This is a genomic window from Marivita sp. (assembly GCF_051251565.1).
Taxonomy (GTDB): domain Bacteria; phylum Pseudomonadota; class Alphaproteobacteria; order Rhodobacterales; family Rhodobacteraceae; genus Marivita.
Genome location: NZ_JBPOFB010000003.1, coordinates 172,738 through 199,467, shown reverse-complemented (window position 1 = coordinate 199,467; position 26,730 = coordinate 172,738). Strand labels below are relative to the sequence as shown.

Here is a 26,730-nt window from a genome sequence, read left to right as displayed (position 1 = left end):
GTGTCAAACCTGGATCAGTTCGACGACAACACAGTGGCGCACTGCGCCGGAAGATCACCCAGGGTCAGTTCCCGGCGTGGTCGCGGTGGCGGCGCGTTGGGATCAGGGGGCGGCGGGTTCAGAATGTTGTTCACCCATGCTTGCGCATCGTCGCACCCGTCACCGCGCGGCGGTGCTTCCTGATCGACACAGCCCGTCATGCCACGCGGGCAGGCCAGTCGCACATGGAAATGATGGTGATGACCGTACCAAGGCCGAATCTTGCGCAGGTAACTGCGGTCTCCGGTTTCGGCGTTGCACATGGCGACTTTGGCCCCCGGAAAGACAAAAATGCGCGACACACGCGGATCGCTGGCGGCAGCCTTGATGATGTTGTGGTGCGATTTGGTCCACTGGTCATTGATAAACGCCCCGCTGGACCGACGCATCGAAATCGAAGAGATGTTCTCGCGCTCGGTTCGGGACAGGTTCAGCCGGTCTGCGGGGCGCATCCAGATATCAGCGTCCAGCCCGATCTGGTGGCTTGCATGCCCGGTCAGCATCGGCCCGCCACGCGGCTGGCTGATATCCCCGACATATAGCCCGCTCCAACCGGGTTCGCGGGCGGCGATGCGAGACAGGTCTTGCAGGAAATCCACCGTGATGGGCAGGCCCCAGTTGCGGTTCCGCGACAGGCGCATTGCTTGCCAGGTTGGTCCGGTTTCCGCCAATTGCACCTGTCCCGCGGCACAGCCCTTGGCATAGCTGCCAAAGGCTGCAGGCGATTGTTGCGACGCCGCGCCCATGCCACCGAAAAGCTGCTTGGCGTCGCGTGTGCTCATGACGCCGGTGACGCGCGGGCTGGACGCCGCCGTGTCACTGTTGCGCGGCGCGTCGCCACTGCCGCATGCGCTCAGGAAAACCGCGACCGCAAGACCTAAGGAAAACCGTTTCATACCACTGCCTGATGCCCGTTTGGTTTCACCCAGACTAACAACACAAGGCCAATCAGGAAAAGCCCTATCACCGGGCTGACCCCCAATTGCTGTGATCCGGTGAGGTAAGTGGTCACCCCGATCAACAACGGTGCCAGGAAACTGGTCGCTTTGCCCGAAAGCGCATACAGCCCGAAGGCCTCGGTCATGCGCGCCGGATTGGCCTGCCGCACCATCATCGTTCGGCTGGCCGATTGCAACACACCGCCCGCCGCCCCGATCACCGCGCCGATCAGGTAGAACGCGATATCGGGCAGGGACGATCCCTCGGCCAACGGGATACCAAAGATCGCATCCCGCGAAATTGCGACGATTGAAATTGCGACCAGCGTCAGCACAACGATGCACAGTGCGATCACCGGCTTTGGCCCGAACCGTGCATCGGCCATCCCGCCAAGCCACGCTGCGATGGCCCCGGTGATGATGGCAAGGATGCCAAAGATACCCACGTCCTGTACGCCCCAGCCCAACACGCCCGCCGCATAGATGCCGCCAAACGCATACATCCCGTTCAGCGCATCGCGGTAGAACATGGCCGATCCCAGATAGGCAAACAGCGACCTGTCCCGCGGCAAGCGGCGCAGCGTGGTGCGGAGGTCTTGCAACGCCATCCGCACCGCACCTTTCGGCGCCTTTCGCGCCTTGGGTTCGCGCACGAACACAAAGAACGGCACCATGAACACAACGAACCAGATCGCGGTCAGAGGGCCTACAAACCGTGTGCCTTCGCGCGCCGCCGGGTCCAGACCAAAGGCAGGCTCCAACCCGATAAAGGTGCGGCCTGTCTCTGCGCTGTCGGCGAAAAACAACAGCATGATGACCAGCGTGACCAACCCGCCGACATAGCCAAACGCCCAGCCATTGCCGGAAATCCGCCCGATCTCGTCTCGGGTTCCAAGATCGGGCAACATGGAATTGGTGAACGTCGTGGCGAACTCCATCCCGATCATGCCAAGGGCAAAGAAGGCCAGGATCAGAACCAGACTGAAATCGCCGGGTGCGGCAAACCACAGCCCGCCCGCGCCAACGACATACATGACCGAAAACAGCCAGATCCAGCGCAACCGATTGCCACCCGTATCCGCCAGCGCGCCCAGGACCGGCGCGAAAAGCGCAATCACGATCCCCGCAGTGCCAATCCCAAACCCCCACGCCGCCTGCGCTGTAGAGCCGTCACCGACGAGTTCTTTGACATAGGGCGCAAAGATGAAGGTGATCAAAAGCGTGTTATACGGCTGGCTTGCCCAGTCGAAAAAGAACCAACCCCAAATCCGTTTGCGCAAGGTGCCGTCAGACATGCCATGTCCCCCTGAGGAGGTTATGGGTCCGAAACGCCCATGCGGCAAGCGGCGTTACGGGGTCACGGTGTCCTGCATGGGTGGCCAGGGGCGCATGTCCTCGGCCGCAAGCCACTGTGCCACCCAATCGGGCATCTCAGGCGAGGGGGTGTCACCCAGATTCATCGCTGTGATCACCCGCTCTGTCGGAACGATCCCAGAGGTGTCCGTCACCGCAGACCGATAGACCGCATGGTTGGCGCATTCGCCATCCGCCTTCCACATCGACTGTTCGATATACAAAAACCGCGCGTCCCAGCACAGCAACCGGCTGCGCATCTCGAAGGTCTCGAACGTGCGGATGCGACGGCGATAGCGCACAACGACCCCTGCCATGGTCAGGCCCCAGCGTTCACGGCGGATCAGGTCAATCAACCCGTTCACCTGTGCCAGCGGAATCCGCCCCAGATCATAAAGCGTGAGCGTTCGGCCGTTGTTCAGCTCCATCCACATGTCGATGTCCCACGGCCAGCAGCGATGCTGCGACACATAGGTGCCAAACGGACCAAGCTGTGGGGATCTGCGCGCCTTCCAAAGACCAAGCGCCATGCGGGCAAAGGGATACATGTGAACCTCCTGTTCCCCGCTTAGTTGACCTGAATGCAGATCACGTCAATCACGACCTCGCGGAACCCGCCCTGCCTTGTTCTTCGCGCCCGTTGCGCCTACCTGTTGGAGAGTTACAGGCAAAGGAAGTCCGCTCGATGCAATCTCTTTACCAGATCCTCATGCTGCTTCTCGACGTGGTGTGGTTCTTCATCATCGCCCATGTCATCATGAGTTGGCTGATCAATTTTCAGGTTCTCAACCTGCGCCAGCCCATCGTCGCACAGATATGGGACACTCTGAATCGCATCCTTGACCCGCTCTATTCCCGCCTGCGCCGCTTTATACCACAGATTGGCGGCGTCGATCTTGCCCCGCTGGCCGCATTGATCGCCGTCTACATCCTGCGCATCGTGCTTTCGAACAACGCGGGTTGGTTCTACAGTTTCTGACGCGTCAAAGGCTTGTTCACGCATCCTTAGTATGAGACTGTCAGGCTAAGAGCAGATATAGTAAAAACCCGACAGGCCCAACATGCCCCGCGATATGACGGACGCAGATACAATTCTGCGGGATGTCTTTGGATTCGACAGCTTCCGTCCCGGCCAGTCCGAGATCGTGGAGGCTGTGACGCAAGGCGAAAACGTGCTGGCGATCATGCCCACCGGCGGTGGTAAATCGCTTTGTTTCCAGTTGCCCGCGTTGGTCCGGCACGGCGTCACCGTGGTGATTTCTCCGCTCATTGCGCTGATGCGCGATCAGGTGCGCGGCCTGCGCGAAGCGGGGGTGAACGCGGGTGCCCTGACCTCGGCCAACACGGACGAAGAAAACGATGCCGTCTGGGACATGCTTCATTCCGGTGCGCTGAAACTGCTTTACCTCGCGCCTGAACGCCTTGCCTCGACCGCCACGCAGCGGATGCTCGGGCAGGCAAACGTGTCGCTGATCGCTGTGGACGAGGCCCATTGCGTCAGCCAGTGGGGCCATGATTTCCGCCCTGATTACCTGCGCATCGGTGAACTGCGCCGCGCGCTGGATGTGCCCCTGGCTGCGTTTACCGCAACGGCGGACGCCGAAACGCAGGAAGAAATCATCGCGCGCCTGTTTGACGGGCAGGCCCCGCGCGCGTTCCTGCGTGGCTTTGACCGGCCCAACATCCACCTGATGTTTGCCCCCAAAAACAAACCGCGCGAGCAGATCCTCCAATTCGCCGCCGCCCGCAAAGACCAGTCTGGCATCGTGTATTGCGGCACCCGCGCCAAAACCGAGACACTGTCACAAGCGCTCAATGCCGAGGGGCACACTGCGTGTTTCTACCACGGCGGTATGGACCCGGACGCGCGCCGCAGCGTTGAGGCGCGTTTTGCAACCGAGGACGGGCTGATCGTTGTGGCTACCGTGGCCTTTGGCATGGGCGTCGACAAGCCCGATATCCGTTGGGTTGCCCATGCCGATCTGCCGAAATCCATCGAAGCCTATTATCAGGAAATCGGACGCGGTGGCCGCGATGGCGCACCAGCCGAAACCCTGACGCTGTACGGATCGGATGATATCCGCCTGCGCCGGTCCCAGATCGACGAAGGCAACGCCCCGCCCGAGCGCCGGCATGCCGATCACGGTCGCCTGAACGCGCTTCTTGGTCTGGCCGAGGCGCAGGATTGTCGGCGCAAGACGCTGCTGGGCTATTTCGGCGAAAGCGATGTGACCTGTGGTAATTGCGATCTGTGCGACAAACCCGCCGAGGTGTTCGACGGAACCGAAGCGGTGCGCAAGGCACTGTCTGCGGCACTGCGCACCGGCGAAAGCTTTGGCTCCGGGCATCTGATCGACATTCTGCTGGGCACCAAAACCGACAAGGTGCTGCAACGCAGCCATGACAATCTGCCCACCTTTGGCATTGGCACCGAACTTAAACGCGGTGAATGGCAGGCGGTGTTCCGGCAGATGATGGGGCATGATCTGATGCGCCCGGATTCTGAGCGCCATGGCGCACTGGTCATGACAGAAGCGGCCCGCCCTATTCTGCGGGGTGAGGCGTCGATCAACCTGCGCCGCGACAGCCTTGAGGCCGCAACCGAACGCCGCCCCAAGGTACACACGCTGGTCAGCGATGAAGACGCGCCGCTTCTGTCTGCGCTCAAGGCCAAGCGCCGCGCATTGGCCGAGGAACAATCTGTTCCGGCCTATGTGATCTTCCCCGACAAGACGCTGATCGAAATGGCCGAAACCCGTCCCAAAACGCTGGACGATATGGCCCGGATCAATGGTGTGGGCGCCAAGAAGCTTGAACGCTACGGGCGGGCGTTCCTTGCCGTGATTGCGGGGGATGTGCCCGACACCCACCCCGCGCGTCGCAAGCTGGCCACCAGCGGCGCGGGCAGCGTGTATGACGCGCTGCTGGTCGCCCAGTCACAGCTGGTGCGCGGGGAATGCGGCACGCTCAAGCCGATGTCCTGCGAGGCAGGGCAATTGGCCAAGCTGGCACAAAGCAAACCGCGTGATGAATCCGGGATTGCCCGCATCATCGGGGATCGCCGTGCAGACCGCTTTGCCGAGACGTTTCTGGACGTTCTGCGCGGCGCGGACTAAATCCATTGGGTACGTCCAAAGAACAAAGGTGCTGCCATGCTCGTCGTGATTTCCCCGGCCAAACGTCTTGACTGGTCCGAACGTGACGTGACCCTGACCGAACCCGTGTTCCTTGAGGACGCGAACCGCCTTGCCAAATCCGCCCGCAATCTGACGCTGGGTGATCTCAAATCCCTGATGCACCTGAGCGATGATCTGGCCAAGCTCAACCGCGACCGCTTCCGCGATTACGCGGACGAGGCGCCGCAAGATCACCTGCGTCCCGCTGCGCTGGCCTTTGCCGGCGACACGTATCAGGGGCTTGAGGCCGACACACTGGACACTGATGAGATGCGCTGGGCGCAAGACCACCTGCGCATCCTGTCCGGGCTTTACGGTGTGTTGCGTCCGCTTGATGGCATTCAGGCCTACCGCCTTGAGATGGGCAGCCGGTTGAAAACCCGGCGCGGCGGCAACCTGTACGACTATTGGCGCGACCAGATCGCGGCCGAGCTGAAAGCACAGGCCGACGGCCTGAACACCGACACGCTGGTCAATTGTGCCAGTCAGGAATATTTCGGCGCGGTGCCGCCCAAAGCGCTGGGCCTGCGGATCGTGACGCCTGCGTTTATGGAAGACAAAGGCGACGGCAAGGGGCCGAAGATCGTCAGTTTCTATGCCAAGAAAGCCCGCGGCGCGATGGCCCGGTTCATGGTCCAAAAGCGGCTGACTGATCCGGCGGGGATCTTTGATTTCGATCTGGGCGGTTATGGCTACCGCGAAGACCTGTCCGACCCCGACAAACCCGTGTTTGTGCGCCCCTACGACGCCAACTGACGGGGCGGACAGTAGAGTTCGAGCTTTTCAACCAGCGCGTCTTTGCGCAGCGGTTTGGTGAGGTAGTCGGTCAACCCCGCTTGCAGGATCATGTCGCGGTCTCCGTCCATCGCGTGGGCGGTCACGGCTATGATCGGCACATGCGGCCCAGCCCCTTCAAGCGTGCGTATCTTGGCGGTGGCTTCTTTGCCATCCATGCCGGGCATCGAGATATCCATAAAGATCACGTCCGGGCGATCAGCCTCGAACGCGGCCACCGCCTCAAACCCGTCATTCGCAATCGCCAGGTCGATATCAAGTGTGCCAACCATTTTGCGAAAGACGAGCTGGTTGGTGCGGTTGTCTTCGGCCAACAGCACCTTGGGCCGGGTGGTGCGCGGGCAGGTCGCGGTGACAGGCGCGGCGTGGATCGAGGTTGCGGTGATGGCGTCATGCAGGACGGTCCGGGCATAGGGCCGCTGGATCGTTGTGACACGGGTCAGCCCTGCATCCGCCACCCGAACCGGATCATGCGACAGCGACAGAACCGGCGCATTGGGCGCAACCCGCCGCAGCGCGTCGATGGCGGGGGCAAACAGCGCGCTGTCCGGGTCAAGCCCCAGCACCGTCAGGTTCACCGCGTCGATCTGCGCTGTGGTAAGCGTTGCTGGGTTTGAACATAAAACAGGCTTGCCGCCCAAGGCGCTGATCTGGTTGACCAAGGGGGTTGTATCATCCTTGTCGACCTCGTCGATCACCAGAATCCGCTGAATCAAGGGATCAAGCATTGGAACGGTCGCACCACTTTCGAGATCGCGGGGCAGGGTGATGGTAAAGCCAAAACAGCTTCCCACGCCCTGTTCGGATGTGACCCAGACCTCTCCGCCCATCAATTCAACAAGCCGTTTGGTGATCGTCAGACCAAGCCCTGTGCCTTCGAACTGGCGGTTGCGATCATCCTCAACCTGATTGAATTCGCCAAACACATGATCCACCTTATCCGCCGCAATGCCGATTCCGGTGTCTTCGATGGTGATGGTCAGGGAAGTGCTGTCACCGGCTGCTGCCTTGCCCACCACGCGCAACAGAACGTGACCTTCAAGCGTGAACTTGACCGCGTTGCCCATCAGGTTGGTGATGATCTGACGGATGCGGCCGGGATCGGCGACAAAGCGGGTGGGTTGCAGGATGTCATAGTCGATCCTGAGCGACAGACCCTTGCCCCGCGCGGTCGGCTGCAAAAGCATCACCACTTCGTGCAGGGTCTTTTCAAGGTCGAACGGTTCGGGATGCAGCACCAGTTTGTCGGCGTCGATCTTGGAGTAATCCAGCACGTCATTGATGATCACCAACAACGCCTCGCCGGAATGTTTGATCGTCTCGACAAACAGGCGCTGTTCGCTGTCCAACTGGGTTGCAGTCAGCAGATCAGCCATGCCCACAACCCCGTTCATCGGGGTTCTGATCTCGTGGCTCATATTCGCAAGGAAGGCCGATTTCGCCCGGTTGGCGGCTTCTGCGCGTTCGCGCGCATCGTGCAGTTGGTCTTCGTATTCCACGCTTTCGGTAATGTTGAGAGCAAGGCTCACCACATCGCCCGTTGGTCCGCGCCGGTCAAAGATGCGGATATGTTCGCCGTTCCAAAGCTGGATTTCCATCGGATCGGGCGCTTCCTGTTGCCAGCGGTCCTGCATCCGCGCGCGCCAGTTTGCAGGGGGCTCATCGCCGATATTGATGATGCCTTCTTCGGTCAAAAGTTGCAGGATGCGCGGATAGGTGATGCCCGGTGTCACCTCTTCCAGATCGTCAAACACCGCGAGATAGGCACGGTTGGCAGCGATCATCCGGTTGTCTGCGTCAAAGAACGCAAACCCATCCTGAATGGTTTCAATCGAATGCCAAAGCCGCCGTTCCGCGATCTGGATCTTTTCGTTGGCCACCCCCAATTCGGTGCGGACCCTTTGGTTTTCCCCCCGCACCATCGCCACCTCGGCACGGGTTTCGACGATTTCATTGCTCAACTGCTGCGCATGTTTGCCCAGCTTGCGATTGGCCGCGAACAGCTCTGCCTGCTTGAGTTCAAGAAGGCGCTCCGCAGCCAAACGCGCGCGGCGTTCGTCGGCCAATTTGTTGGCAAAGCTCATTCCAGTCTCCGAATCCGTCCTGGTGAATTTCGCCAATCAGGATGAAGACTTGATTAACCACTTCGATCGAAATGGCGGGGAAGAGAAAAACTTGCCCATGGGCAAGTTTTCCCGTAAGGGTTGTATTTACAAGGCTTCTATGGCCAACGCGATCCCCTGCCCGCCGCCGATGCACATGGTGATCAGCGCTTTGGAGCCACCAATTCTTTCCAATTCGTAAAGCGCTTTCAGGGTGATGATCGCGCCAGTGGCCCCGACCGGGTGGCCCAGGGCGATCGCCCCGCCATTTGGGTTTACCTTGGCAGGATCAAGGCCAAGCCCCTTGTTCACGGCAAGCGCCTGTGCAGCGAAGGCTTCGTTGGATTCGATGACATCAAAATCGGTGATCGACAGGCCGGTGCGCGCCAGCAAGTTCTGCACAGCAGGCACCGGGCCGATGCCCATGACTTCGGGGCGGACACCGGCATGGGCATAGCCCAGGATGCGTGCTTTGGGTTTCAGACCGGCTTTGGCCGCAGCCGATGCGGTGGCCAGCACCATCGCAGCCGCACCATCATTGATGCCCGACGCGTTGCCAGCGGTCACGGTGCCGTCTTTCTGAAACACAGTTTTCAGACTGCCAAGCGCGTCCATGGTCGTCGCCTTGGGGTGTTCGTCGGTCTCGAACGCCACCATCTCGCGCTTTCTGCGAACCTCGACGGGGATGATCTGGCTGACAAAACGGCCTTCGGCGATGGCCTTGGCGGCACGGTCCTGACTGGTCAGGGCAAACGCGTCTTGCTGGTCGCGGGTGACGTCATGTTCGGCGGCGACATTTTCCGCCGTGACACCCATATGCCCGGTGCCGAACGGGCAATTGAGCGCGCCCAGCATCATGTCGCGCGTTGCGATATCGCCCATCTTGGCGCCCCAGCGTTGGTCGGGGATGATAAAGGGCGCGCGGCTCATGGATTCGGCGCCACCGGCCAGGGCAAAATCCGCATCACCCAGCATCAGGGCTTGCACCGCTGACACGATGGCTTGCGCACCCGATCCACACAGTCGGTTGACGTTCATCGCGGGGGTGGTGTCGGGGATGCCGGCCTGCATGGCAGCCACACGCGACAGGTACATATCGCGTGGTTCGGTGTTGATGACATGGCCAAAGACCACATGCCCGATCTGCGCGCCGTCGACGCCAGACCGCTCCAGCGCGGCCTTGGCAACGGCGGCCCCTAGATCAATCGGGGGCGTCGCGGCAAGCGATCCGCCAAAGGTGCCGATTGCGGTGCGCGCACCGTCAAGGATTACGATCTCTTCTGCCATGCTGGCCTCCCGTGTTCTATTGAGCGAAGTATGCCGAACGCGGATCATCCTGTCAGCCGCAACGTTTCGTCAGTCAGGCAGCGATGGTGTCGCAAGCGTTGAACCGTCGAGCATTTTGACTTCGCGCTGCGGGAAGGGGATGGAAATGCCGTGTTCCTGAAACGCGTCCCAAAGGGCAAGGTACACGTTGCCCCGGATATTGGTCAGCCCGCCGGTGGGATCCCGAATCCAGAAGCGCAGGATATAGTCGACAGAGCTGTCTCCGAAGCCGACGATGTGACAGACGGGGGCCTTGAAGCTAAGCACGCGGTCCACCGATTTGGCGGCGTTGATCGCAATGTCCCGCACCTTGTGGGGGTCGTCGGAATAGGCGGTGCCGAAATAGATATCGAGACGGACAAATTCGTTGGAGTGGGACCAGTTCACCACCTGCCCAGTGATCAGATCTTCGTTCGGGATCAGATATTCCTTGCCATCGCGGGTGACGACGCTGACGTAGCGGGCACCCAAGGAATTGATCCATCCGAACGTGTCGCCAAGGGAAATCACGTCCCCCGGTTTGATTGATTTGTCGAGCAGGATGATCACCCCGGAGACAAGGTTGGACACCACTTTTTGCAAGCCAAAGCCCAGACCCAGGCCAATCGCCCCCGACAGGAAGGCCAGCCCGCTGAGGTCAACACCAACAAGGCGCAAGCCAAGGAAAAACGCGGTGCCAAACAGGGCGACTTGCAGGAACTTGATCGCAAGCACCTGCATCGACGGAGAAATGTCTTCGTTGCTGCGGATCGTGGCGGCGGATGTGCTGCTGACCACGCGGGCAATCGTGAACAGTGTAGCCACGATGACGACGGCCTGAAGAACCAGCCACACCGAAAGCCGTGTGTCCCCGACCGAAAACGCCAGGCTGTCCAAAAGCGATTGCATTTCGTCGGCCAGCCCGGTGATCGACAGCGTGACCCAGATCCACGCGCCATACCGGACAATCCCGCGCAGTAGGGCGTTCTTGATCAGCCGTGTGGCAAAGGCGATGGACAGCCACGCGGTGGACAGGTTGCCGATGATGGCCAACAGGTAGGATCGGGACGGCCATGTCAGTTCCCGCATCACCGCCACGACCAGCCAGATCAGCACCACGAACAGCATCATGCGCAAGCGGCGGTGAAACACCACAAGCGCGCGCATCCGCCATTTTGGCCAGCCTTCGCGCGTGCGCATCCAGGTGTGCATACGCGGCTTGAGGAAGGCCGTGATCAGATGCGCCGCGACAAACAAGCCCAGAGCGATCAGGATTTGATAGGCGTTCCATGGGCGCAACAGGCTGAGCAGCATGGACTCGGCCCAAGTGTAAAGGCCAAGGGTGACTTCGGTCAGCGTTTCTGGTGTGACGACGTCAGGATCCATTCTGTGCCCGGTTGAGTGCTTTGCCGCAGCGTTGCACCGCCGCGCGTACAGTGCAACCGGTTACGAACGGGTAAAGGGCAACGACAAGGCAACAGGCCCGATATCGGCGTCTGCGCCCGCAGCGTGCAAGACAAGACCTGCGATCAAGACCAAGATCAGACCCAAGTTGAGGATGTTGAGTTTCGTCAGCATAATTACCCCTTAATTTTTTCTTTACGACGGAGAACAGAGGTTGGATCACTTTTCTTGCGCTTGACCCATCGAGGCAGGCGCGCGCCGCTCTTGCAGCGGGATGGGGCGATGATGTAGGACACAGGGCATGGAAATGGTTTTCGATCTGGACGAACGCGCCCGCCTGCGGGAACGCTTCTTCGGTGCGACGCATACAGTGCTCGCGCGGCTAGTCAGCTGCGCCTGAACTTTCTCCGACACCACCATCACATCCACACAGTTTAAGGGAGAGGACATATGTCCCCCAAAACGCTCTATGATAAAATCTGGGATGCCCATGTCGCCCATGAGGCCGAAGATGGCACCTGCTTGCTTTACATCGACCGTCACCTTGTCCACGAAGTGACCAGCCCGCAGGCTTTTGAAGGGTTGCGCATGGCAGGCCGCAAGGTGCACGCGCCGGACAAGACAATCGCGGTTCCCGATCACAACGTGCCGACCACGCTGGACCGCGCGAATGCGGAAACCATGACCGAAGACAGCCGCGTTCAGGTTGAAGCGCTGGACAAGAACGCCAAGGATTTCGGGATTCACTATTACCCCGTGTCCGACGTGCGTCAGGGCATTGTGCACATTGTTGGCCCCGAGCAGGGTTGGACCTTGCCGGGCATGACCGTGGTTTGTGGCGACTCGCACACTGCCACCCACGGTGCGTTTGGATCGCTTGCGCATGGCATCGGCACCTCCGAGGTCGAGCACGTTCTGGCCACGCAAACGCTGATTCAGCGCAAGGGCAAGAATATGAAGGTCGAAATCACCGGCAAGCTGCGCCCCGGTGTGACCGCAAAGGACATCACCCTGTCGGTGATCGGCAAGACCGGAACCGCCGGTGGCACCGGGTACGTGATCGAGTATTGCGGCGAAGCGATCCGTGATCTGTCGATGGAAGGCCGCATGACCGTCTGCAACATGGCGATCGAAGGCGGCGCCCGCGCTGGCCTGATCGCGCCGGACGAAAAGACGTTTGCTTATGTCAACGGTCGCCCACATGCCCCCAAGGGTGCGCAGTGGGAAGCAGCGCTTTCGTGGTGGAAGACGCTTTATTCAGATGATGATGCGCATTGGGACAAGGTTGTCACGATCAAGGGCGAAGACATCGCGCCGGTTGTGACATGGGGCACTTCGCCCGAGGACGTTCTGCCGATCACCGCCGAAGTACCGTCTGCCGACAGCTTTGACGGTGGCAAGGTTGCCGCAGCGCAGCGGTCTTTGGACTATATGGGCCTGACACCGGGGCAGAAATTGTCGGATATCGAGATCGACACCGTGTTCATCGGATCGTGCACCAATGGTCGGATCGAAGACCTGCGGGCAGCGGCCGAGATCCTCAAGGGCAAGAAGATCGCTGTAAAGCGGGCGATGGTCGTTCCAGGGTCGGGCCTTGTTCGCGCACAGGCCGAGGAAGAGGGTTTGGCGGATATCTTCAAAGAGGCCGGGTTTGAATGGCGTCTTGCGGGATGTTCCATGTGCCTTGCGATGAACCCCGATCAGCTTGCTCCGGGCGAACGCTGTGCAGCCACGTCCAACCGCAACTTTGAGGGCCGTCAGGGCCGGGGCGGTCGCACGCATCTGATGTCGCCTGCGATGGCGGCGGCAGCAGCCGTGACCGGAAAACTGACCGACGTTCGGGAGATGATGTAATGGACAAGTTCGAAAAACTCACAGGGATCGCCGCGCCGATGCCGTTGGTCAATATCGACACCGATATGATCATTCCCAAGCAGTTCTTGAAGACGATCAAGCGGTCGGGTTTGGGTGTGAACCTGTTCGACGAAATGCGCTATGACGATGATGGCAAGGAAATCCCCGGTTTCGTTCTCAACAAGCCGCAATACCGCGAGGCGGAAATCCTTGTGGCGGGTGAAAACTTTGGCTGCGGATCATCGCGCGAACATGCGCCTTGGGCGCTCAAGGATTTCGGGATCAAGTCCGTGATCTCGACCTCGTTTGCCGACATCTTTTTTAACAACTGTTTCAAGAACGGCATTCTGCCCATCGTGCTGCCGCAGGCGGCCGTGGATGTGCTGATGAAGGATGCCGAAAAAGGATCAAACGCCCGGATGACGGTTGATCTGGAAAACCAGGTTGTGACCAGCTCTGACGGCGAAAGCTTTGCGTTCGAGGTCGACAGCTTTAAAAAGCACTGCCTGATGAACGGGTTGGACGATATTGGCCTGACGATGGAAAAGGCCGCGTCGATTGACACCTTTGAGGCGCACGCGTCCCAATCGCGTCCTTGGGTCTGATCCCCAAAGCAATGCAGATAGAAAGGCCGTCCTTCGGGGCGGCCTTTTTTTTGTGCAGTTCAAAGAGGTTCTACAAGATGTTGTGTTCAACCCAGACACACCCATATGGCTGGGTGCAGGTTGATGTAAACGCGCACCAGTTTTTGCACGAGTCCAATGATTTCACAGGGATAGTCCACAACCAGAGTTGAGTGGCTCGCCGAATTTGGGCAAAACTGAGGCAGAGTAGAGGCAGTCCGTCGATCCCGGCGGCACAAATTCGGAACAAGGGTGCGGCACCGTATCGCGCCCGTCCGATTTGAAGGGAAACCAGAGTGGTCAAGCGGATCATAGGATCAGCTGTGCGTGCGCTATTGATGGCGTTCTTGATAGCAATTCCATCGTTGGTGTTGCCCGGCACGTCAAGCGATGCAGCGCAGATGGCGGCGCTTGTCGCGTTGATTGCCGCGGTGGTGACCTTTGCGGAATATAACAGCGAATACCCAACCTTTCTGGAGTTCCGGAACGCGCCGCCGTTCAACCGACTGAGGTTTCTGGCGTTGTTCTTTTGCCTTTGGTTCGCGTCTATTCTGGTGGCGGGACAAGAGCGGGACGCGGCCTTGCCCATCACCTTGCTGGACAGCCTCGCGCTTAGCGCGCAGGCCATGCTCGACTTTCCGTATTCGCCGGTCCGCCTGATGGCGATCACGTTCGCAGATGCGTCGGGATGGGTGAATGTTGGCCTTGCGACCAGCATTGCCAGCCTGTTGCTGATGGTGACGATGATTGCGCTGTTGCTGTTCTGGGTGCATGCGCGATTCATTTTCTGGCCGATCCGAAAGCAGGCGTTCAACTTTTGGATCAACCTGCCGCTGTTTGACCCAACATCGGGGCGCGATGTGCTGTTTCGCCTGAAACGGGACGCACATTTTAACCTCGCCTTAGGGTTTTTGCTGCCATTCCTGATCCCGGCTTTGCTGCGGCTTTGGATCGGCGCGTTCGATGCATCGGTGTTGGCAGTGCCAGAGATCCTGATCTGGGTGCTGTGCGCATGGGCGTTTTTGCCACTGACATTGATGATGCGCGGTATCGCATTGTTCCGGGTCGCCGCGCTGATCGAGGAAAAGCGCCGCCGCGCCTATGCGCAGGAAGACGATTTGCAGCTTGTCTGATTGCGATTTGTGCCGCTGTGCTGATCTGTGCGTCAGCAGCCGGCGCACAGGATCTGCGGTTGGCGTTGTGGCACGCGCCGCTGTCGCGTGACGGTCCGGGGCTTTTGCTTCGGGATTTGGAAAAGCGCGAGGCAGAGCTTGTTGCATTGGCCGAAGCGCTTGGGCGCGCGGATGCAGATATCGTTGTTCTGACCCGTTTTGATTATGATGCCAAAGCAGCGGCTTTGACGGCTTTCGCACAGATCGTCGATGCAGGGTATGACCATGTGATCGCGCTTCGGTCAAACGCTGGGATACCCACCACACAGGATATGGACGGCGATGGCCGGTTTGGAGAACCCGAAGATGCGCAGGCCTTTGGGCGCTTTCCGGGGCAAGAGGCGTTGGCCGTGCTGTCGCGCTATCCGCTGGACCTGTCTGGCGTTCGGTCGTTCAACGATATCCTGTGGCGCGATCTGCCGGGCACCCATATCCAACCCGGTGATCCGGGGGGAGACGTACAACGGGTGTCCAGCGGCGGGCATTGGGTTGTGCCCATTGAGGTGGGGGACGGCGCGCGGCAGCTTTCACTTTTGATCGGGCATGCCGGTGCGCCGGTGTTTGATGGTCCCGAAGACCGCAACGGGCGACGCAATCTGGATGAATTGCGGCTTTGGGGGCAGATCCTTGACGGGTTGCATGGGGCCCCACCGCGCGCGCCGTTTGCGGTTATGGCCAACACCAATCTTGATCCGCAGCGGGGCGAGGGATACCGCGACGCGATGGCCGCGTTTCTGGCACGGGTGGATTTAACGGATCCGCTTCCCGATCAGATCACCGCGGACTGGGACGATCCCGGTCCGATGCGGGTGTCCTATCTGTTGCCGTCCTCTGATCTGCGTCTCCGCGCGGCCTCCGTCTGGCCTGCGGAGCCAGAACAGGATCACAAGCTGATAACGGTAGACATCAGGTTGCCGGATGTGCCGCTGCCTTGACGCTAAGGCCGGTCACCGCTAGGCGAAGCAGAACTCAGTTGATCAAAGGAACCCAAGAATGAGCAACGCTTCGCTTTTGATTTTGCCCGGCGACGGGATTGGCCCCGAGGTGATGACCGAGGTGCGCAAGATCATCGACTGGTATGGTGCAAAGCGCGACCTGTCGTTTGACGTGAGCGAAGACCTTGTTGGCGGTGCCGCCTATGACAAGCATGGCACGCCGCTGCATGACGACACGATGGCCAAGGCGCTTGAGGTCGATGCCGTGCTTTTGGGGGCCGTGGGTGGACCGAAATACGACGTTCTGGATTTCAGTGTGAAACCAGAACGTGGATTGCTGCGTTTGCGCAAGGAGATGGATTTGTATGCCAACCTGCGCCCGGCCCAGTGTTTCGACGCGCTTGCGGATTTTTCGTCGCTGAAAAAGCATGTTGTCGCCGGTCTCGACATCATGATCGTGCGGGAACTGACCAGCGGCATCTACTTTGGTGAACCGCGCGGGATTTTCGAAGAAGGCAATGAGCGTGTGGGCATCAACACCCAGCGGTACACCGAATCCGAGATTGACCGCGTGGCGCGGTCGGCGTTTGAACTGGCACGGCGTCGTGGCAACAAGGTTTGCTCGATGGAGAAGGCCAACGTGATGGAATCGGGCATCCTCTGGCGCGAAGTCGTGCAAAAAGTGCATGACGAGGATTACCCGGATGTTGAGCTGTCGCATATGTATGCCGATGCAGGCGCGATGCAGCTGTGCCGCTGGCCCAAGCAGTTCGACGTGATCGTGACCGACAATCTGTTTGGCGATCTGTTGTCCGATGCGGCGGCGATGCTGACCGGCAGCCTTGGCATGTTGCCATCGGCCAGCCTTGGCGCGCCGATGGCCAATGGTCGGCCCAAGGCGCTGTATGAGCCTGTCCACGGGTCCGCGCCGGATATTGCCGGTCAGGGCAAGGCGAACCCGATTGCCTGCATCCTCAGCTTTGCGATGGCGCTGCGTTATTCCTTTGACCAGGGCGACGAAGCGGCCCGTCTGGAAGCGGCGATTGAAACTGTTCTTGCGAATGGTGCGCGCACCGCTGACCTTATGGGTCCCGAGGATGGCACGCCGATGTCCACCACCGAGATGGGCGACGCCATTGTCGCCGCATTGGACGCCAGCCTCTAGGAAAACGAAAGGGCCAGCCATGTCTTCGAATGTCAAAGGCGCTGTGCTGGCCCTGATTGCCTTTGGGCTGTTTTCCACTCACGACGTGTTCATCAAGACGCTGGGCGCAATCTATTCGCCCATTCAGATCGTATTTTTCAGCGTCTTGCTAAGCTTTCCACTGGCGACGATCATGCTGATGCAGGATGGCAAGCCCGGCACTCTTGTTCCGGTGCATCCGTGGTGGATGGCGGTGCGGACGGTTGGGGCCGTGATCACGGGCGTCAGTGCGTTTTACGCGTTTTCAGCGCTGCCACTGACCCAGACCTACGCCATTCTGTTTGCCACACCCTTGCTGATCACAGTGCTGTCGATCCCTATTCTGGGTGAAACGGTGCGCCTGCGCCGTTGGATGGCGGTGATTGTCGGCCTGATCGGGGTCATGGTTGTGCTGCGGCCCGGATCGACCGACCTGACCCTTGGGCACGGGGCCGCGATTCTGGCTGCGTTCAGCGGGGCGTTTGCGTCGATCGTGGTGCGCAAGATCGGGGCAGAGGAACGCACGGTTGTGATGTTGCTATATCCTATGGTTGCCAATTTCGTGGTGATGGGGACGGCTTTGGGCTTTGTCTACAAGCCGATGCCGATTGAACATCTGGGGATGTTGGCGATCATTTCGATTCTTGCCTGGATCGCGGGCCGGGTCATCATTGCGGCTTACCAGACCGGAGAGGCGGCGATTGTCGCGCCGATGCAGTATTCGCAGATCCTTTGGGCGACGGCTTACGGTCTGATCTTTTTTGGCGAGACGACAGATTTCTACACCGCGCTGGGCGCGATGATCATTATTGCGTCGGGTCTTTATATCGTGTTCCGCGAAAGCAGGGGCGGTGGGTCCAAGAACACGCCGGTTTTGCGCACGCGCAGTCGGATCGGCACACCGTCAAGCCTGCGTTTGAGCGGGTTGATGAAATCGGATCGGTTCCGGGACAAGCCACGGTCTGAGGACGATTAAGCGCGGTTACGTATTGTCCCCGCGGATCGCGGCGCAGACCGCATCAGTGACATCCTGCGTTGTCGCGGTGCCGCCCACATCCGGTGTCACAATGCCCTCTGCACAGACCTTTTCCACCGCGCGCATCAGTCGGGCTGCGGCGTCTGCTTCGCCAAGATGATCGAGCATCTGGCAGGCCGTCCAGAACGTTGCCACGGGATTGGCGATACCTTTGCCGGTGATGTCGAAGGCCGAGCCGTGGATCGGTTCAAACATCGACGGAAAGCGGCGTTCGGGGTCGATATTGGCGGTGGGCGCAACGCCCAGAGACCCGGCAAGCGCGCCTGCCAGATCGGACAGAATATCGGCATGCAGGTTGGTGGCCACAATCGTGTCGAGCGATTGCGGGTTCTTAACCATACGCACCGTCATGGCATCGACCAGCATCTTGTCCCATGTCACGTCCGGGAAATCCTGCGCGACTTCGGCTGCAATTTCGTCCCACATGACCATGCCAAAGCGCTGGGCGTTGGATTTCGTCACGACAGTCAGGAACTTGCGGGGGCGCGATTGGGCCAGCGTGAAGGCGTAGCGCATGATCCGGGCGACGCCGACGCGGGTGAAGATTGCCACTTCGGTGGCAACCTCTTCGGGCATGCCCTTGTGCGCGCGACCGCCATGGCCGGAATATTCCCCTTCGGAGTTTTCGCGCACGATGACCCAATCCAGATCCCCGACCTCGACCCCGCGCAGAGGCGAGGTGACACCGGGGAGGATCTTGGTGGGGCGCACATTGGCGTATTGGTCAAAGCCCTGGCAAATCGGCAGGCGCAGACCCCAAAGCGTGACGTGATCGGGCACATCCGGCGCACCCACCGCACCAAAATAGATCGCATCAAAGGGTTTGAGCTGATCAAGTGCATCTTCAGGCATCATCACTCCGTGGGTGCGGTAGTGGTCCGATCCCCAGTCAAAGGGGGTCACGTCGATCTGCATATCGCCCATCCGCTGTGCGAGAACGGACAAAACGGTGCACCCGGCGTCGATCACTTCGGGTCCGATACCGTCGGCGGGAATGGCTGCAATCTTGTGGGTCCGCATGGGCGTCTCCTGATGGGTTTGTCTGTGGTGCGGGGCGGCCCAGACTTTGGGCCAGGCCACGGTTTCTGGTGCCATCCAGTGACCTGTTTTGACGCTACGCAAAAGAGCATTTTGTCTTGAAACTGAGAACTTGCCCCTTATACGCTATTGCATGCGTCGCGGGAGGAACCGCTGGGGGCGTGATATCGTGCGCGCTCAAAGAACGCGAACAGTGGAGGAATACATGAAGTTTTCAACTTTGACCGGTACATTCGTGGCCGCATCAGTTGCCGCAACAATGTCGATGGCCCAGGACCGTGAAGGTTGGCCCGAGAGCTTTACCGTTGGCACCGCGTCGCAAGGCGGCACGTATTTTGCGTATGGCGCTGGCTGGGCGAACCTTGTGGCAGAAGAGCTTGGCCTGTCGGGCGGTGGTGAAGTCACCGGTGGCCCGATGCAGAACATGGCGCTTGTTCACACAGGTGATGCGCAGTTCGGCATGACAACAATGGGTCCGGCGGCAGAATCGCTTGCTGGGACAAACCCGATCGCGCCGGGTCTTCAGATGACCAATGCATGTGCGATGTTCCCGATGTACCAGACGCCGTTCTCGGTCACAGCGCTCAGCTCGTCCGGGATCACGTCGATTTCCGAAATTCCGGATGGTGCACGCATCGGTTTCGGCCCTGCGGGTTCGACATCGGACACTTACTTCCCGCGAATGATGGAAGGATTGGGCGTCAACTTTGAGCGTCGCAATGGCGGTTGGTCCGACCTTGGTGGTCAGCTTCAGGATGGTCTTCTGGACGTGATCGCGTTTGCCGCCGGCGTTCCGGTTCCTGCTGTTTCACAGCTTGAAGTGCAAACGGATGTGAACATCATCGAATTCACCGAAGAAGAGCAGGCCAAGATCCAAGCGGCTTTCCCGGTATCGAATTTCGAGATTTCGGCAGATGCCTATGAGACGCTGACAGCGCCGGCGCGGTCTGTGTCGATGTGGAACTTTGCCATTGCCAATTGTGACCTGCCGGAAAGCTTTGTCCACGCGGTTGTTGACGTGGTGATGTCGGACAATGAGCGTATGGTGAACATCCACCGTGCGGCCACATCCACGCTGCCCGAAAACTGGGACAAGAACGGTGTCATGATGTGGCATCCCGGTGCGGCACGTTGGTTCACGGAAAACGCGGGCGCGACCATCGCGACTGACATGATCCACGGCGGCTAACGGCCTGCGATTTGAACACGGGTTTTGCGTGTTCAAATGAGTGTCAAAACAAGACCGCGTCCGATTTTTGCGGGCGCGGTCTTTTTCAAAGGTGGCCATAAGCAGAGTATCGCACACAAGACTGCGGCCACATACCGGGGGATACACCATGACAAAGTCCAAGGCAGAGCCGACCGATCAGGACCTTGATGCGCCCATTCTAGCCGAAGGCGTTGACGAGGAACCGGTTGAAAGCAATCGCCGGATGTTTGAGGGGAACGCCTATCTGCTGATGGCCGGTCTTGCGACGCTTTATGCGGCGTTCCACATGATCGCTTTGAACGGTGTGTCGATCTCGGATTGGACGGGGATCGAGGTGCCGCTTTTGCCGCAGTTCCCGCTTGAGACATGGAACTTCAGGATTGTGCATATTTCCGGTGCGCTTGCGCTTGGGTTTTTGCTATTTTCCGCCCACACGTTTTCGGACACCGAGACGGCCCCCAAAGAAACGCGCCTGATGTCGCTTCTGGCGGCGCTTTTGATTGTCCCGGCTTTGATTTCGGCCAGCACCGCCATTGGGTTCCGCAGCCTGATCGGGTCTGGCACGCTTCCCGAGATGAGTGGCTTGACCACCTGGGGTGCGTTTCCGGGCACTGAAATCTACACCAACGAAGTGTGGTGGTTTGGTGTGCCGCTGTTGATTGCGACCTTTGGGGCGATTGTTCTGGGCTGGTTTGAACGCCGCGGCCGCGAGCGGTTTGCCGCGTCTGACGTGGTTCTGGCGCTATGCGGTATTGTTGTGGCGATGTACCTGATCGCGATTTATGGCACCGCTGCGCGGAACTCGGTCGGAACGCCGTTTGTGCCGATTGGCGTTGCCTTTGCGGCGACCGCCGGTGCGGCGATGATCCTTGAGCTGACGCGCCGTGTCGCTGGTTTGGCCTTGGTCATCATCACGGGTGTCTTTCTGCTCTATACCTTTACCGCGCATTTGTTGCCCGGCATTCTGACGGTGCAGAACCCCTATTCGTGGCAGCGGTTCTTCGGCCATGTCTATTCCGATGCGGGTATTCTTGGGCCGACCACGGCGGTGTCATCGACCTATATCATCCTGTTCATCATCTTTGCCGCGTTCTTGCAGGCGTCGAAAGTGGGGGACTACTTTGTCAATTTCGCTTTTGCGACGGCTGGGCGCGCGCGCGGTGGTCCGGCCAAGGTGGCCATTTTCGCGTCCGGTCTGATGGGCATGATCAACGGCACCTCGGCAGGCAACGTGGTGGCGACGGGGTCACTTACCATTCCGCTGATGAAGAAGGTTGGCTACGACAAGAAAACGGCAGGTGCGGTTGAAGCGGCAGCATCGACAGGTGGCCAGATCATGCCGCCCATCATGGGTGCTGGCGCCTTTATCATGGCCGAGATCACGGGCATTCCGTACACTGAAATCGCCATTGCAGCGATCATCCCGGCAGTGCTTTATTTCGTGTCGATCTATTTCATGGTCGATTTCGAGGCGGCCAAGCTGGGCATGCGCGGGATGCGGGAAGACGAGCTTCCCAAGTTCAACAAGTTGGTGCGTCAGGTGTACCTGTTCATCCCGATCATCATTCTGATCGTGGCCCTGTTCATGGGCTATTCGGTGATCCGGGCGGGAACACTGGCCACTGTGGCCGCTGCGGTGGTGTCGTGGTTCACGCCGCATCGCATGGGTCTTCGGTCGATCCTCAAGGCGTTTGAGCTGGCAGGGATCATGTCGATCCAGATCATTGCGGTTTGTGCCTGTGCGGGCATTATCGTGGGTGTCATCTCGCTCACTGGTGTGGGCGCGCGGTTCTCGTCCGTTCTGCTTGATCTGGCGGGTGTGAGCCAGCTTCTTGCGCTGTTCTTTGCGATGTGCATCGCCATCCTGCTGGGCATGGGCATGCCGACCACTGCGGCCTATGCGGTGGCGGCGTCGGTTGTGGCACCGGGTCTGGTGCAGTTGGGTATTCCGATGCTGACCGCGCATTTCTTCGTCTTTTACTTTGCGGTTTTGTCGGCCATCACGCCGCCTGTGGCATTGGCCAGCTATGCAGCGGCGGGGATTTCCGGGGCGAACCCGATGGAGACCTCGGTGGCGTCGTTCAAGATCGGCATTGCGGCGTTCATCGTGCCCTATATGTTCTTTTACAACAGCGCGATCCTGATGGACGGCACATGGCCGCAGATCGCCCGCGCAGGTGTGACGGCGACCTTTGGGGTGTTCCTGCTGAGCTCGGGTGTACAGGGGTGGTTCCTTGGCAGCCGGTCGGCGTGGTTCCTGCGGATCATGCTGATCTTTGCGGCGCTGTTCATGATCGAAGGCGGCTGGATCACCGATCTGATCGGTGTGGGCCTCGCGGCGGGCATCTACTTTGTGCAGAAGGTTCTGCGGCCTGATCCGAATGCCAGCATCCCGGTGCGCGGCGCGGATTAAGTCAGCCGGACATAGATCTACACAAGGCCGGGCGGATGCGTCCGGCCTTGTGCGTTCTGGTGTGTCGCGGAGTCAGCAATAGCCTTCGGGGCCGCTTTGGTGTTCGGCAGCATAGCGATCGCCATGCGCCCAACCTGCGGGCAGGATATCTTCGATCTCGGCCATCATGGTGTCGGTCAACACAAGGGACGCGCCCGCAACGCATTCGGTCAGGTGTTCGGGTGAGCGTGTGCCGGGGATGGGGATGATGTGGTCACCCCGTGCAAGGCCCCACGCTATTGCAAGCGCGGTTGCGGTGGTTCCGTGATCGCCCGCGTAGGCCTGAAACGTCTTGGCATGCGCGATGTTGTACCCAAGGTTCGGTTCCAGAAAGCGCGGATTGTTCTTGCGGAAGTCCTTGTCGAGGAAATCTGCGGGATTGGGGGGCATGCTTGACAACATGCCACGGGCCAAGGGCGAATAGGACACCAGTGCTACACCCAAATCCTTGCAGGTTTTCAGCATGCCAAGATCGGGCAGGCGCGACCAAAGCGAATATTCACTTTGAACCGCATCGACTGGTCCTATGGCAGACGCGCGGCGCAGGGACGCGGGCGATATTTCGGAAAAGCCGATTCCGCCGATTTTGCCCTCTGCCTTGAGCGCCAGAAGTGTCTCCATCACGTCTTCAATCTGGATATTGCGGTCGCGGCGGTGGATGTAGAAAAGATCAACGTGTTCCACGCCGAGCCGTTTCAGCGATCCGTGAAGCTCTGCGCGCAGATGGTCAGCGCTGTTGTTGAAGCCACGGTTCCCGTGTTCTTCATCGCGCCAGATCCCGGCTTTGGTGGCGATGGTGAATTTGGAGGCATCCCCCTTGAGGAAGGTGCCGATCATGGTTTCCGAGACGCCAAGGCCGTAAACATTGGCGGTGTCGAGCAGATCAACCCCAAGATCCAGCGCCGCAGACAGCGTGGCATGCGCATCGGCTTCGGAGGCGGTGCCATAGAACCCGGCAAAGCTCATGCAGCCAAGGCCCACTTCGGACACTGTCTTACCTGAGTGCAGCAATTGTCTTTTCTTCAAAACCGTCCCTCCGAGCCCATCATGACGCGGGGAAGTTCCCCGCAGCGCGATCACAGCATGGCGGATCGGCAAGGGGAAGCCCCCAATCCAGATTTGGAAGCGGTGGAACACCATGATTGTGTTTGGGAAAGACTGGTGCCCAGGAGAGGACTCGAACCTCCACGGCCTTGCGGCCACTGGCACCTGAAGCCAGCGCGTCTACCATTCCGCCACCTGGGCAGGTGTCGTGAAGCTGGCGTGTAATCCTGTCCTCAAAGGGTGTCAACGCACTTTTTGACCGGCTGTGCAGATGCTTTGCGGCAATCCAACACCTTGCCCGCAAGAGGCGACGGGGATAGACGTCAGTCAAGCTATGACCGGGAGCATTCTGATGTCCAAACTCGTCACGATTTACGGCGGCTCGGGGTTTGTCGGGCGCTATATTGCGCGGCGGATGGCCAAAGACGGATGGCGCGTCCGCGTTGCGGTGCGTCGCCCCAATGAAGCGATCTTTGTGAAACCTTATGGCGTTGTCGGGCAGGTTGAACCCATCCTGTGCAACATCCGTGATGATGCCAGCGTGCGTGCTGCGATGCAGGGGGCGGATGCGGTTGTGAACTGTGTGGGTATTCTGGCCGAAGCAGGCAAGAACACCTTTGATGCGGTTCAGGCCGATGGTGCGGACCGTGTCGCGCGGCTTGCCGCAGAGGCTGGCATTTCGACCATGGTGCATATCTCGGCCATCGGGGCGGATGCGGACGGTGACAGCATGTACCAGCGCACCAAGGCGTTGGGCGAGGCGGCGGTTCTTGAGCATATGCCAAACGCCATCATTCTGCGCCCGTCGATCGTGTTTGGACATGAAGACCAATTCTTCAATCGCTTTGCCGGTATGACGCGGATGGGGCCGATCCTGCCTGTTGTCGGAGCCGAGACCCGGTTCCAGCCGGTCTATGTAGACGACGTGGCCAAAGCCGCGTGTCTTGCAGTGACAGGTCGCGCTGTGCCGGGCGTTTATGAGCTGGGTGGGCCAGACGTGAATACGTTCCGTGATTTGATGCAGCACATGCTTATGGTGATCCGTCGCCGTCGGTTGATCGTGAACATTCCGTTTTTTGCGGCGTCGATCATGGGGTGGTCGTTTGATTTTGCCAAGACGATCAGCTTTGGTCTGATTCCGGCGATGGTGACCCGCGATCAGGTCAAGAACCTGCGCAACGACAATGTTGTCGGCGACGGGGTCAAGACCTTTGCCGATCTGGGGATCACACCTGTCGCGCTGGAAGCGGTGTTGCCCGATTACCTGTGGCGGTTCCGCCCGTCGGGGCAATATGCCGGGATCAAGGAAAGTGCAAAGAACCTGCGCACCTGATCTGAAGGGCCTGACAGTCCGGGTCAGTTGCAGTGTGCGAGGGTGGCCAAGGCGGTGCCGTTTAAGCATCCGGGAGGTGCGCTGGGTGACGTTTGTAGTTGTTCGCCCAGCCAGCATTGGCAGGTTCCGACGCGGTTGCATCCACGACATGTGGTCACCAAAGATGCGTAATCCTGTGCAGTGAGCCGTCCGTTGGACATGGCTTCGGTCAGGCTTATACCCATGACTTTGGCAACGCTGCGGGTGAGCCAGAAGTGCAGCTCCGCATCGCCGAGTCGGTGGCTGATCATGACGGTTTTCCGTTTGCGAGGGTTTCCAAGACCTTCGCGTTCATGCAACTTTCCCGCGGTTGTGCGGTTTGGGTGGTGTCGTGGTTGTCGAGCCAGCGCTGACAGCCTTCGGTCCATTCGCAGGACCGGCAACGTTGCACCATGTTTGCCCAGTCTTGGGTCTTGAGCGCGCCGTCTGCCACTGCCTGTGCGGTGTTGACGTTACAGGTTTTGGCCATCCGCTGCACCAGCCAGAAATGGACCGTGGTGTCGCCCAGAGGCCGCCAAGGCACGGTGTGGGGTTGATCTGTCATGACGATGCAAGCGTCTGAAACAGATCGCCGTTGCGGCAATATTCGGGCAGGTTCAACGCCGAAGTGGTGCTGTCCAGAAGGCATTTGCAGGCATTGGCCTGCGTGCAGCCGACACAGCGGTCCACCGCGTGTTCGATCTGCGATTCTGAGATTTCTGCGCGCAGGAGCATCTCCTGAAGGTCGAGACCCTGACGGTCTGCCATTCCAAGGACCAGTTGCGTGTGCGCGTCGCGTTGTGCGTTGTAGGACATGCCATATCTCCCGATGGATGTGACCCAAGGGTAGAATGGGATGCGGTGTCGATCTTTGATGCAGGTCAACTTGTCGGATCAAAGACCCGCAGCGGTGCGCCGTACGATTTCCATGCGGGCCGCATTGGGCGGGTGCGTGCCAAGGAACCTGTTTCCGGGATCGGGGATCTTGTTGAAGAACTGCGCGCCGCGCACCGGGTTGTACCCGGCCTTTGCGGTGATCACGGTGCCAAGACGATCCGCTTCGAGTTCGAAATCTTTGGAATAGGTCCGCGCGCCCAAAGATGCGCCGATCTGTTCCGCCGATTGCACCGCTGCCGCATCTGCGCCGCCCAATGCGGCCAGCCCCGACAGGATCACCGCGCCGACGGCTGCGTTTTGCTGTGTGCGGGCAAGGTGACCCAAGACGTGGTGCGCGGCCTCGTGGCCCATCACAAAGGCCAGTTCATCGGCATTGTCGACTGATGCGATCAGTGCAAGGTTGAAGGCAAGTATGGGCCGACCGGTGCGATCAACGGTCTGGAAGGCGTTGGGTGGTTGGCCGGGTCGGTCATCCACAACGATCTGGAAATCACAATTGGCTCCGGGTGCGCGGCGACGGCATTCTTGTTCGGCCACGGGTTCCACAGTTTGGACCACAGACACGAATTGATGGGCTGCGACGCTGGCCCGGCTGCGCGCGTCCTGTTGCGACAGTTGCGGCTGGCTTGATTGCGCGCGCGGGGGGGCCTCGGACGAGGGGGAAGTCGGTGTGACATCACAGGCCGCAAGCGCGGCGAAGGCCAGAAGGATAAGCCAGCGCATCATGGGGTTCCTTGTATCTAGAACGTAAGAAATAAGGCGGATGTGCACGCCCTTCCAGTCCTCAAATCGTTTCGGAGGGTTTGCGCACATGATCCTTGGC

The 26,730-nt window shown here is 59.7% G+C and carries 25 protein-coding genes and 1 tRNA gene; 12 read left to right on the top strand and 14 right to left on the bottom strand.

What is annotated here, in order from left to right; translation table 11 throughout:
- Nucleotides 1-14: 14 nt before the first annotated feature.
- Genes mepA through ACSHXH_RS05645 form a run of 3 tightly spaced genes read right to left on the bottom strand, consistent with a single transcriptional unit; the run spans nt 15 to nt 2,878 of the window.
- Nucleotides 15-935, bottom strand: a complete 921-nt coding sequence (gene mepA, locus ACSHXH_RS05655) for a penicillin-insensitive murein endopeptidase (RefSeq protein ID WP_435670800.1) — start codon at nt 933-935, stop codon at nt 15-17.
- Complete coding sequence (locus ACSHXH_RS05650; RefSeq protein ID WP_435670799.1) at nt 932-2,272, bottom strand: MFS transporter; 1,341 nt, start codon at nt 2,270-2,272, stop codon at nt 932-934. Before ACSHXH_RS05650 ends, mepA begins: the two co-directional genes overlap by 4 nt.
- A 54-nt stretch (nt 2,273-2,326) precedes the next feature.
- Nucleotides 2,327-2,878 carry a thioesterase family protein gene (locus ACSHXH_RS05645; RefSeq protein WP_435670798.1) on the bottom strand — a complete coding sequence of 184 codons (552 nt, stop codon included), beginning with the start codon at nt 2,876-2,878 and terminating at the stop codon, nt 2,327-2,329.
- A 137-nt stretch (nt 2,879-3,015) separates the two neighbouring features.
- On the opposite strand from ACSHXH_RS05645, the gene ACSHXH_RS05640 reads away from it, so the two are divergent.
- The 3 genes from ACSHXH_RS05640 to yaaA all read left to right on the top strand — a co-directional run bounded on the left by ACSHXH_RS05640 (nt 3,016) and on the right by yaaA (nt 6,262).
- Nucleotides 3,016-3,309: a YggT family protein gene (locus ACSHXH_RS05640; RefSeq protein ID WP_435670797.1), complete on the top strand. Its 294-nt coding sequence runs from the start codon at nt 3,016-3,018 to the stop codon at nt 3,307-3,309.
- 94 nt (nt 3,310-3,403) lie between these two features.
- Entirely contained in the window at nt 3,404-5,446 is a 2,043-nt protein-coding gene (gene recQ / locus ACSHXH_RS05635) for a DNA helicase RecQ (protein ID WP_435670796.1), read from the top strand.
- Between the two features lie 36 nt (nt 5,447-5,482).
- Nucleotides 5,483-6,262, top strand: coding sequence for a peroxide stress protein YaaA (gene yaaA, locus ACSHXH_RS05630; RefSeq protein WP_435670795.1), 780 nt, complete (start codon nt 5,483-5,485; stop codon nt 6,260-6,262).
- Here yaaA and ACSHXH_RS05625 read toward each other — a convergent pair.
- The 4 genes from ACSHXH_RS05625 to ACSHXH_RS05610 form a co-directional block, all read right to left on the bottom strand.
- Nucleotides 6,247-8,385: an ATP-binding protein gene (locus ACSHXH_RS05625; protein ID WP_435670794.1), complete on the bottom strand. Its 2,139-nt coding sequence runs from the start codon at nt 8,383-8,385 to the stop codon at nt 6,247-6,249. The genes yaaA and ACSHXH_RS05625 overlap by 16 nt on opposite strands.
- A 126-nt stretch (nt 8,386-8,511) precedes the next feature.
- Entirely contained in the window at nt 8,512-9,690 is a 1,179-nt protein-coding gene (locus ACSHXH_RS05620; RefSeq protein ID WP_435670793.1) for an acetyl-CoA C-acyltransferase family protein, read from the bottom strand.
- Nucleotides 9,691-9,759: 69 nt separating this feature from the next.
- The gene (locus tag ACSHXH_RS05615) at nt 9,760-11,094 is read right to left on the bottom strand and encodes a mechanosensitive ion channel domain-containing protein (RefSeq protein ID WP_435670792.1); all 1,335 of its coding nucleotides are present in this window, start codon (nt 11,092-11,094) and stop codon (nt 9,760-9,762) included.
- A gap of 60 nt (nt 11,095-11,154) precedes the next feature.
- Nucleotides 11,155-11,286 carry a hypothetical protein gene (locus tag ACSHXH_RS05610; RefSeq protein ID WP_435670791.1) on the bottom strand — a complete coding sequence of 44 codons (132 nt, stop codon included), beginning with the start codon at nt 11,284-11,286 and terminating at the stop codon, nt 11,155-11,157.
- A gap of 276 nt (nt 11,287-11,562) precedes the next feature.
- Between ACSHXH_RS05610 and leuC the strand changes: the two genes are divergently transcribed.
- From leuC to ACSHXH_RS05580, 6 genes are all read left to right on the top strand, one after another.
- Entirely contained in the window at nt 11,563-12,966 is a 1,404-nt protein-coding gene (leuC, locus tag ACSHXH_RS05605; protein WP_435670790.1) for a 3-isopropylmalate dehydratase large subunit, read from the top strand.
- On the top strand, nt 12,966-13,571 hold the full coding sequence (gene leuD / locus ACSHXH_RS05600) for a 3-isopropylmalate dehydratase small subunit (protein WP_435670789.1): 606 nt from the start codon (nt 12,966-12,968) through the stop codon (nt 13,569-13,571). The genes leuC and leuD overlap by 1 nt, the downstream gene beginning before the upstream one ends.
- A 356-nt stretch (nt 13,572-13,927) precedes the next feature.
- A complete protein-coding gene (locus ACSHXH_RS05595; RefSeq protein ID WP_435670788.1) occupies nt 13,928-14,722 on the top strand; it encodes a hypothetical protein in 795 nt (264 codons plus the stop codon).
- A 59-nt stretch (nt 14,723-14,781) separates the two neighbouring features.
- Nucleotides 14,782-15,696 (top strand): endonuclease/exonuclease/phosphatase family protein, encoded by a 915-nt coding sequence (locus ACSHXH_RS05590; RefSeq protein WP_435670787.1) that lies wholly within the window; start codon nt 14,782-14,784, stop codon nt 15,694-15,696.
- 58 nt (nt 15,697-15,754) lie between these two features.
- Nucleotides 15,755-16,861: a 3-isopropylmalate dehydrogenase gene (gene leuB, locus ACSHXH_RS05585; protein WP_435670786.1), complete on the top strand. Its 1,107-nt coding sequence runs from the start codon at nt 15,755-15,757 to the stop codon at nt 16,859-16,861.
- 19 nt (nt 16,862-16,880) lie between these two features.
- Complete coding sequence (locus ACSHXH_RS05580; RefSeq protein ID WP_435670785.1) at nt 16,881-17,855, top strand: DMT family transporter; 975 nt, start codon at nt 16,881-16,883, stop codon at nt 17,853-17,855.
- A 6-nt stretch (nt 17,856-17,861) separates the two neighbouring features.
- Here ACSHXH_RS05580 and ACSHXH_RS05575 read toward each other — a convergent pair whose 3' ends face one another.
- Nucleotides 17,862-18,935 (bottom strand): tartrate dehydrogenase, encoded by a 1,074-nt coding sequence (locus ACSHXH_RS05575; protein ID WP_435670784.1) that lies wholly within the window; start codon nt 18,933-18,935, stop codon nt 17,862-17,864.
- A 223-nt stretch (nt 18,936-19,158) separates the two neighbouring features.
- On the opposite strand from ACSHXH_RS05575, the gene ACSHXH_RS05570 reads away from it, so the two are divergent.
- Together ACSHXH_RS05570 and ACSHXH_RS05565 are read left to right on the top strand one after the other, a co-directional pair.
- The gene (locus ACSHXH_RS05570; RefSeq protein WP_435670783.1) at nt 19,159-20,142 is read left to right on the top strand and encodes a TAXI family TRAP transporter solute-binding subunit; all 984 of its coding nucleotides are present in this window, start codon (nt 19,159-19,161) and stop codon (nt 20,140-20,142) included.
- A gap of 148 nt (nt 20,143-20,290) precedes the next feature.
- Nucleotides 20,291-22,576 (top strand): TRAP transporter permease, encoded by a 2,286-nt coding sequence (locus ACSHXH_RS05565; protein WP_435670782.1) that lies wholly within the window; start codon nt 20,291-20,293, stop codon nt 22,574-22,576.
- A 72-nt stretch (nt 22,577-22,648) separates the two neighbouring features.
- Here the strand turns inward: ACSHXH_RS05565 and ACSHXH_RS05560 are convergent, their stop codons facing one another.
- Together ACSHXH_RS05560 and ACSHXH_RS05555 are read right to left on the bottom strand one after the other, a co-directional pair.
- Nucleotides 22,649-23,605, bottom strand: a complete 957-nt coding sequence (locus ACSHXH_RS05560) for an aldo/keto reductase (RefSeq protein ID WP_435670781.1) — start codon at nt 23,603-23,605, stop codon at nt 22,649-22,651.
- Between the two features lie 169 nt (nt 23,606-23,774).
- Nucleotides 23,775-23,860: transfer RNA gene (locus ACSHXH_RS05555), tRNA-Leu, on the bottom strand.
- Nucleotides 23,861-24,011: 151 nt separating this feature from the next.
- On the opposite strand from ACSHXH_RS05555, the gene ACSHXH_RS05550 reads away from it, so the two are divergent.
- Entirely contained in the window at nt 24,012-24,992 is a 981-nt protein-coding gene (locus tag ACSHXH_RS05550; RefSeq protein WP_435670780.1) for a complex I NDUFA9 subunit family protein, read from the top strand.
- A gap of 23 nt (nt 24,993-25,015) precedes the next feature.
- Here ACSHXH_RS05550 and ACSHXH_RS05545 read toward each other — a convergent pair whose 3' ends face one another.
- The 4 genes from ACSHXH_RS05545 to ACSHXH_RS05530 all read right to left on the bottom strand — a co-directional run bounded on the left by ACSHXH_RS05545 (nt 25,016) and on the right by ACSHXH_RS05530 (nt 26,630).
- Nucleotides 25,016-25,282 carry a DUF6455 family protein gene (locus ACSHXH_RS05545; RefSeq protein ID WP_435670779.1) on the bottom strand — a complete coding sequence of 89 codons (267 nt, stop codon included), beginning with the start codon at nt 25,280-25,282 and terminating at the stop codon, nt 25,016-25,018.
- Nucleotides 25,279-25,575 carry a DUF6455 family protein gene (locus ACSHXH_RS05540; RefSeq protein ID WP_435670778.1) on the bottom strand — a complete coding sequence of 99 codons (297 nt, stop codon included), beginning with the start codon at nt 25,573-25,575 and terminating at the stop codon, nt 25,279-25,281. Before ACSHXH_RS05540 ends, ACSHXH_RS05545 begins: the two co-directional genes overlap by 4 nt.
- Complete coding sequence (locus tag ACSHXH_RS05535; RefSeq protein ID WP_435670777.1) at nt 25,572-25,826, bottom strand: DUF6455 family protein; 255 nt, start codon at nt 25,824-25,826, stop codon at nt 25,572-25,574. The genes ACSHXH_RS05540 and ACSHXH_RS05535 overlap by 4 nt, the downstream gene beginning before the upstream one ends.
- A 78-nt stretch (nt 25,827-25,904) precedes the next feature.
- Nucleotides 25,905-26,630 (bottom strand): M48 family metallopeptidase, encoded by a 726-nt coding sequence (locus tag ACSHXH_RS05530; RefSeq protein WP_435670776.1) that lies wholly within the window; start codon nt 26,628-26,630, stop codon nt 25,905-25,907.
- Nucleotides 26,631-26,730: the final 100 nt, after the last annotated feature.

What these genes read in the sequence shown, in the direction of transcription:
- ACSHXH_RS05625 (WP_435670794.1), bottom strand. Translation starts at nt 8,385, where the DNA reads ATGAGCTTTGCCAACAAATTGGCCGACGAACGCCGCGCGCGTTTGGCT.
- leuB (WP_435670786.1), top strand. Translation starts at nt 15,755, where the DNA reads ATGAGCAACGCTTCGCTTTTGATTTTGCCCGGCGACGGGATTGGCCCC.
- recQ (WP_435670796.1), top strand. Translation starts at nt 3,404, where the DNA reads ATGACGGACGCAGATACAATTCTGCGGGATGTCTTTGGATTCGACAGC.
- ACSHXH_RS05580 (WP_435670785.1), top strand. Translation starts at nt 16,881, where the DNA reads ATGTCTTCGAATGTCAAAGGCGCTGTGCTGGCCCTGATTGCCTTTGGG.
- ACSHXH_RS05615 (WP_435670792.1), bottom strand. Translation starts at nt 11,094, where the DNA reads ATGGATCCTGACGTCGTCACACCAGAAACGCTGACCGAAGTCACCCTT.
- ACSHXH_RS05535 (WP_435670777.1), bottom strand. Translation starts at nt 25,826, where the DNA reads ATGTCCTACAACGCACAACGCGACGCGCACACGCAACTGGTCCTTGGA.
- ACSHXH_RS05565 (WP_435670782.1), top strand. Translation starts at nt 20,291, where the DNA reads ATGACAAAGTCCAAGGCAGAGCCGACCGATCAGGACCTTGATGCGCCC.
- ACSHXH_RS05640 (WP_435670797.1), top strand. Translation starts at nt 3,016, where the DNA reads ATGCAATCTCTTTACCAGATCCTCATGCTGCTTCTCGACGTGGTGTGG.
- ACSHXH_RS05595 (WP_435670788.1), top strand. Translation starts at nt 13,928, where the DNA reads ATGGCGTTCTTGATAGCAATTCCATCGTTGGTGTTGCCCGGCACGTCA.
- ACSHXH_RS05530 (WP_435670776.1), bottom strand. Translation starts at nt 26,630, where the DNA reads ATGCGCTGGCTTATCCTTCTGGCCTTCGCCGCGCTTGCGGCCTGTGAT.
- mepA (WP_435670800.1), bottom strand. Translation starts at nt 935, where the DNA reads ATGAAACGGTTTTCCTTAGGTCTTGCGGTCGCGGTTTTCCTGAGCGCA.
- yaaA (WP_435670795.1), top strand. Translation starts at nt 5,483, where the DNA reads ATGCTCGTCGTGATTTCCCCGGCCAAACGTCTTGACTGGTCCGAACGT.
- ACSHXH_RS05550 (WP_435670780.1), top strand. Translation starts at nt 24,012, where the DNA reads ATGTCCAAACTCGTCACGATTTACGGCGGCTCGGGGTTTGTCGGGCGC.
- leuD (WP_435670789.1), top strand. Translation starts at nt 12,966, where the DNA reads ATGGACAAGTTCGAAAAACTCACAGGGATCGCCGCGCCGATGCCGTTG.
- ACSHXH_RS05650 (WP_435670799.1), bottom strand. Translation starts at nt 2,272, where the DNA reads ATGTCTGACGGCACCTTGCGCAAACGGATTTGGGGTTGGTTCTTTTTC.
- ACSHXH_RS05610 (WP_435670791.1), bottom strand. Translation starts at nt 11,286, where the DNA reads ATGCTGACGAAACTCAACATCCTCAACTTGGGTCTGATCTTGGTCTTG.
- ACSHXH_RS05545 (WP_435670779.1), bottom strand. Translation starts at nt 25,282, where the DNA reads ATGATCAGCCACCGACTCGGCGATGCGGAGCTGCACTTCTGGCTCACC.
- ACSHXH_RS05540 (WP_435670778.1), bottom strand. Translation starts at nt 25,575, where the DNA reads ATGACAGATCAACCCCACACCGTGCCTTGGCGGCCTCTGGGCGACACC.
- ACSHXH_RS05575 (WP_435670784.1), bottom strand. Translation starts at nt 18,935, where the DNA reads ATGCGGACCCACAAGATTGCAGCCATTCCCGCCGACGGTATCGGACCC.
- ACSHXH_RS05620 (WP_435670793.1), bottom strand. Translation starts at nt 9,690, where the DNA reads ATGGCAGAAGAGATCGTAATCCTTGACGGTGCGCGCACCGCAATCGGC.
- ACSHXH_RS05645 (WP_435670798.1), bottom strand. Translation starts at nt 2,878, where the DNA reads ATGTATCCCTTTGCCCGCATGGCGCTTGGTCTTTGGAAGGCGCGCAGA.
- leuC (WP_435670790.1), top strand. Translation starts at nt 11,563, where the DNA reads ATGTCCCCCAAAACGCTCTATGATAAAATCTGGGATGCCCATGTCGCC.
- ACSHXH_RS05570 (WP_435670783.1), top strand. Translation starts at nt 19,159, where the DNA reads ATGAAGTTTTCAACTTTGACCGGTACATTCGTGGCCGCATCAGTTGCC.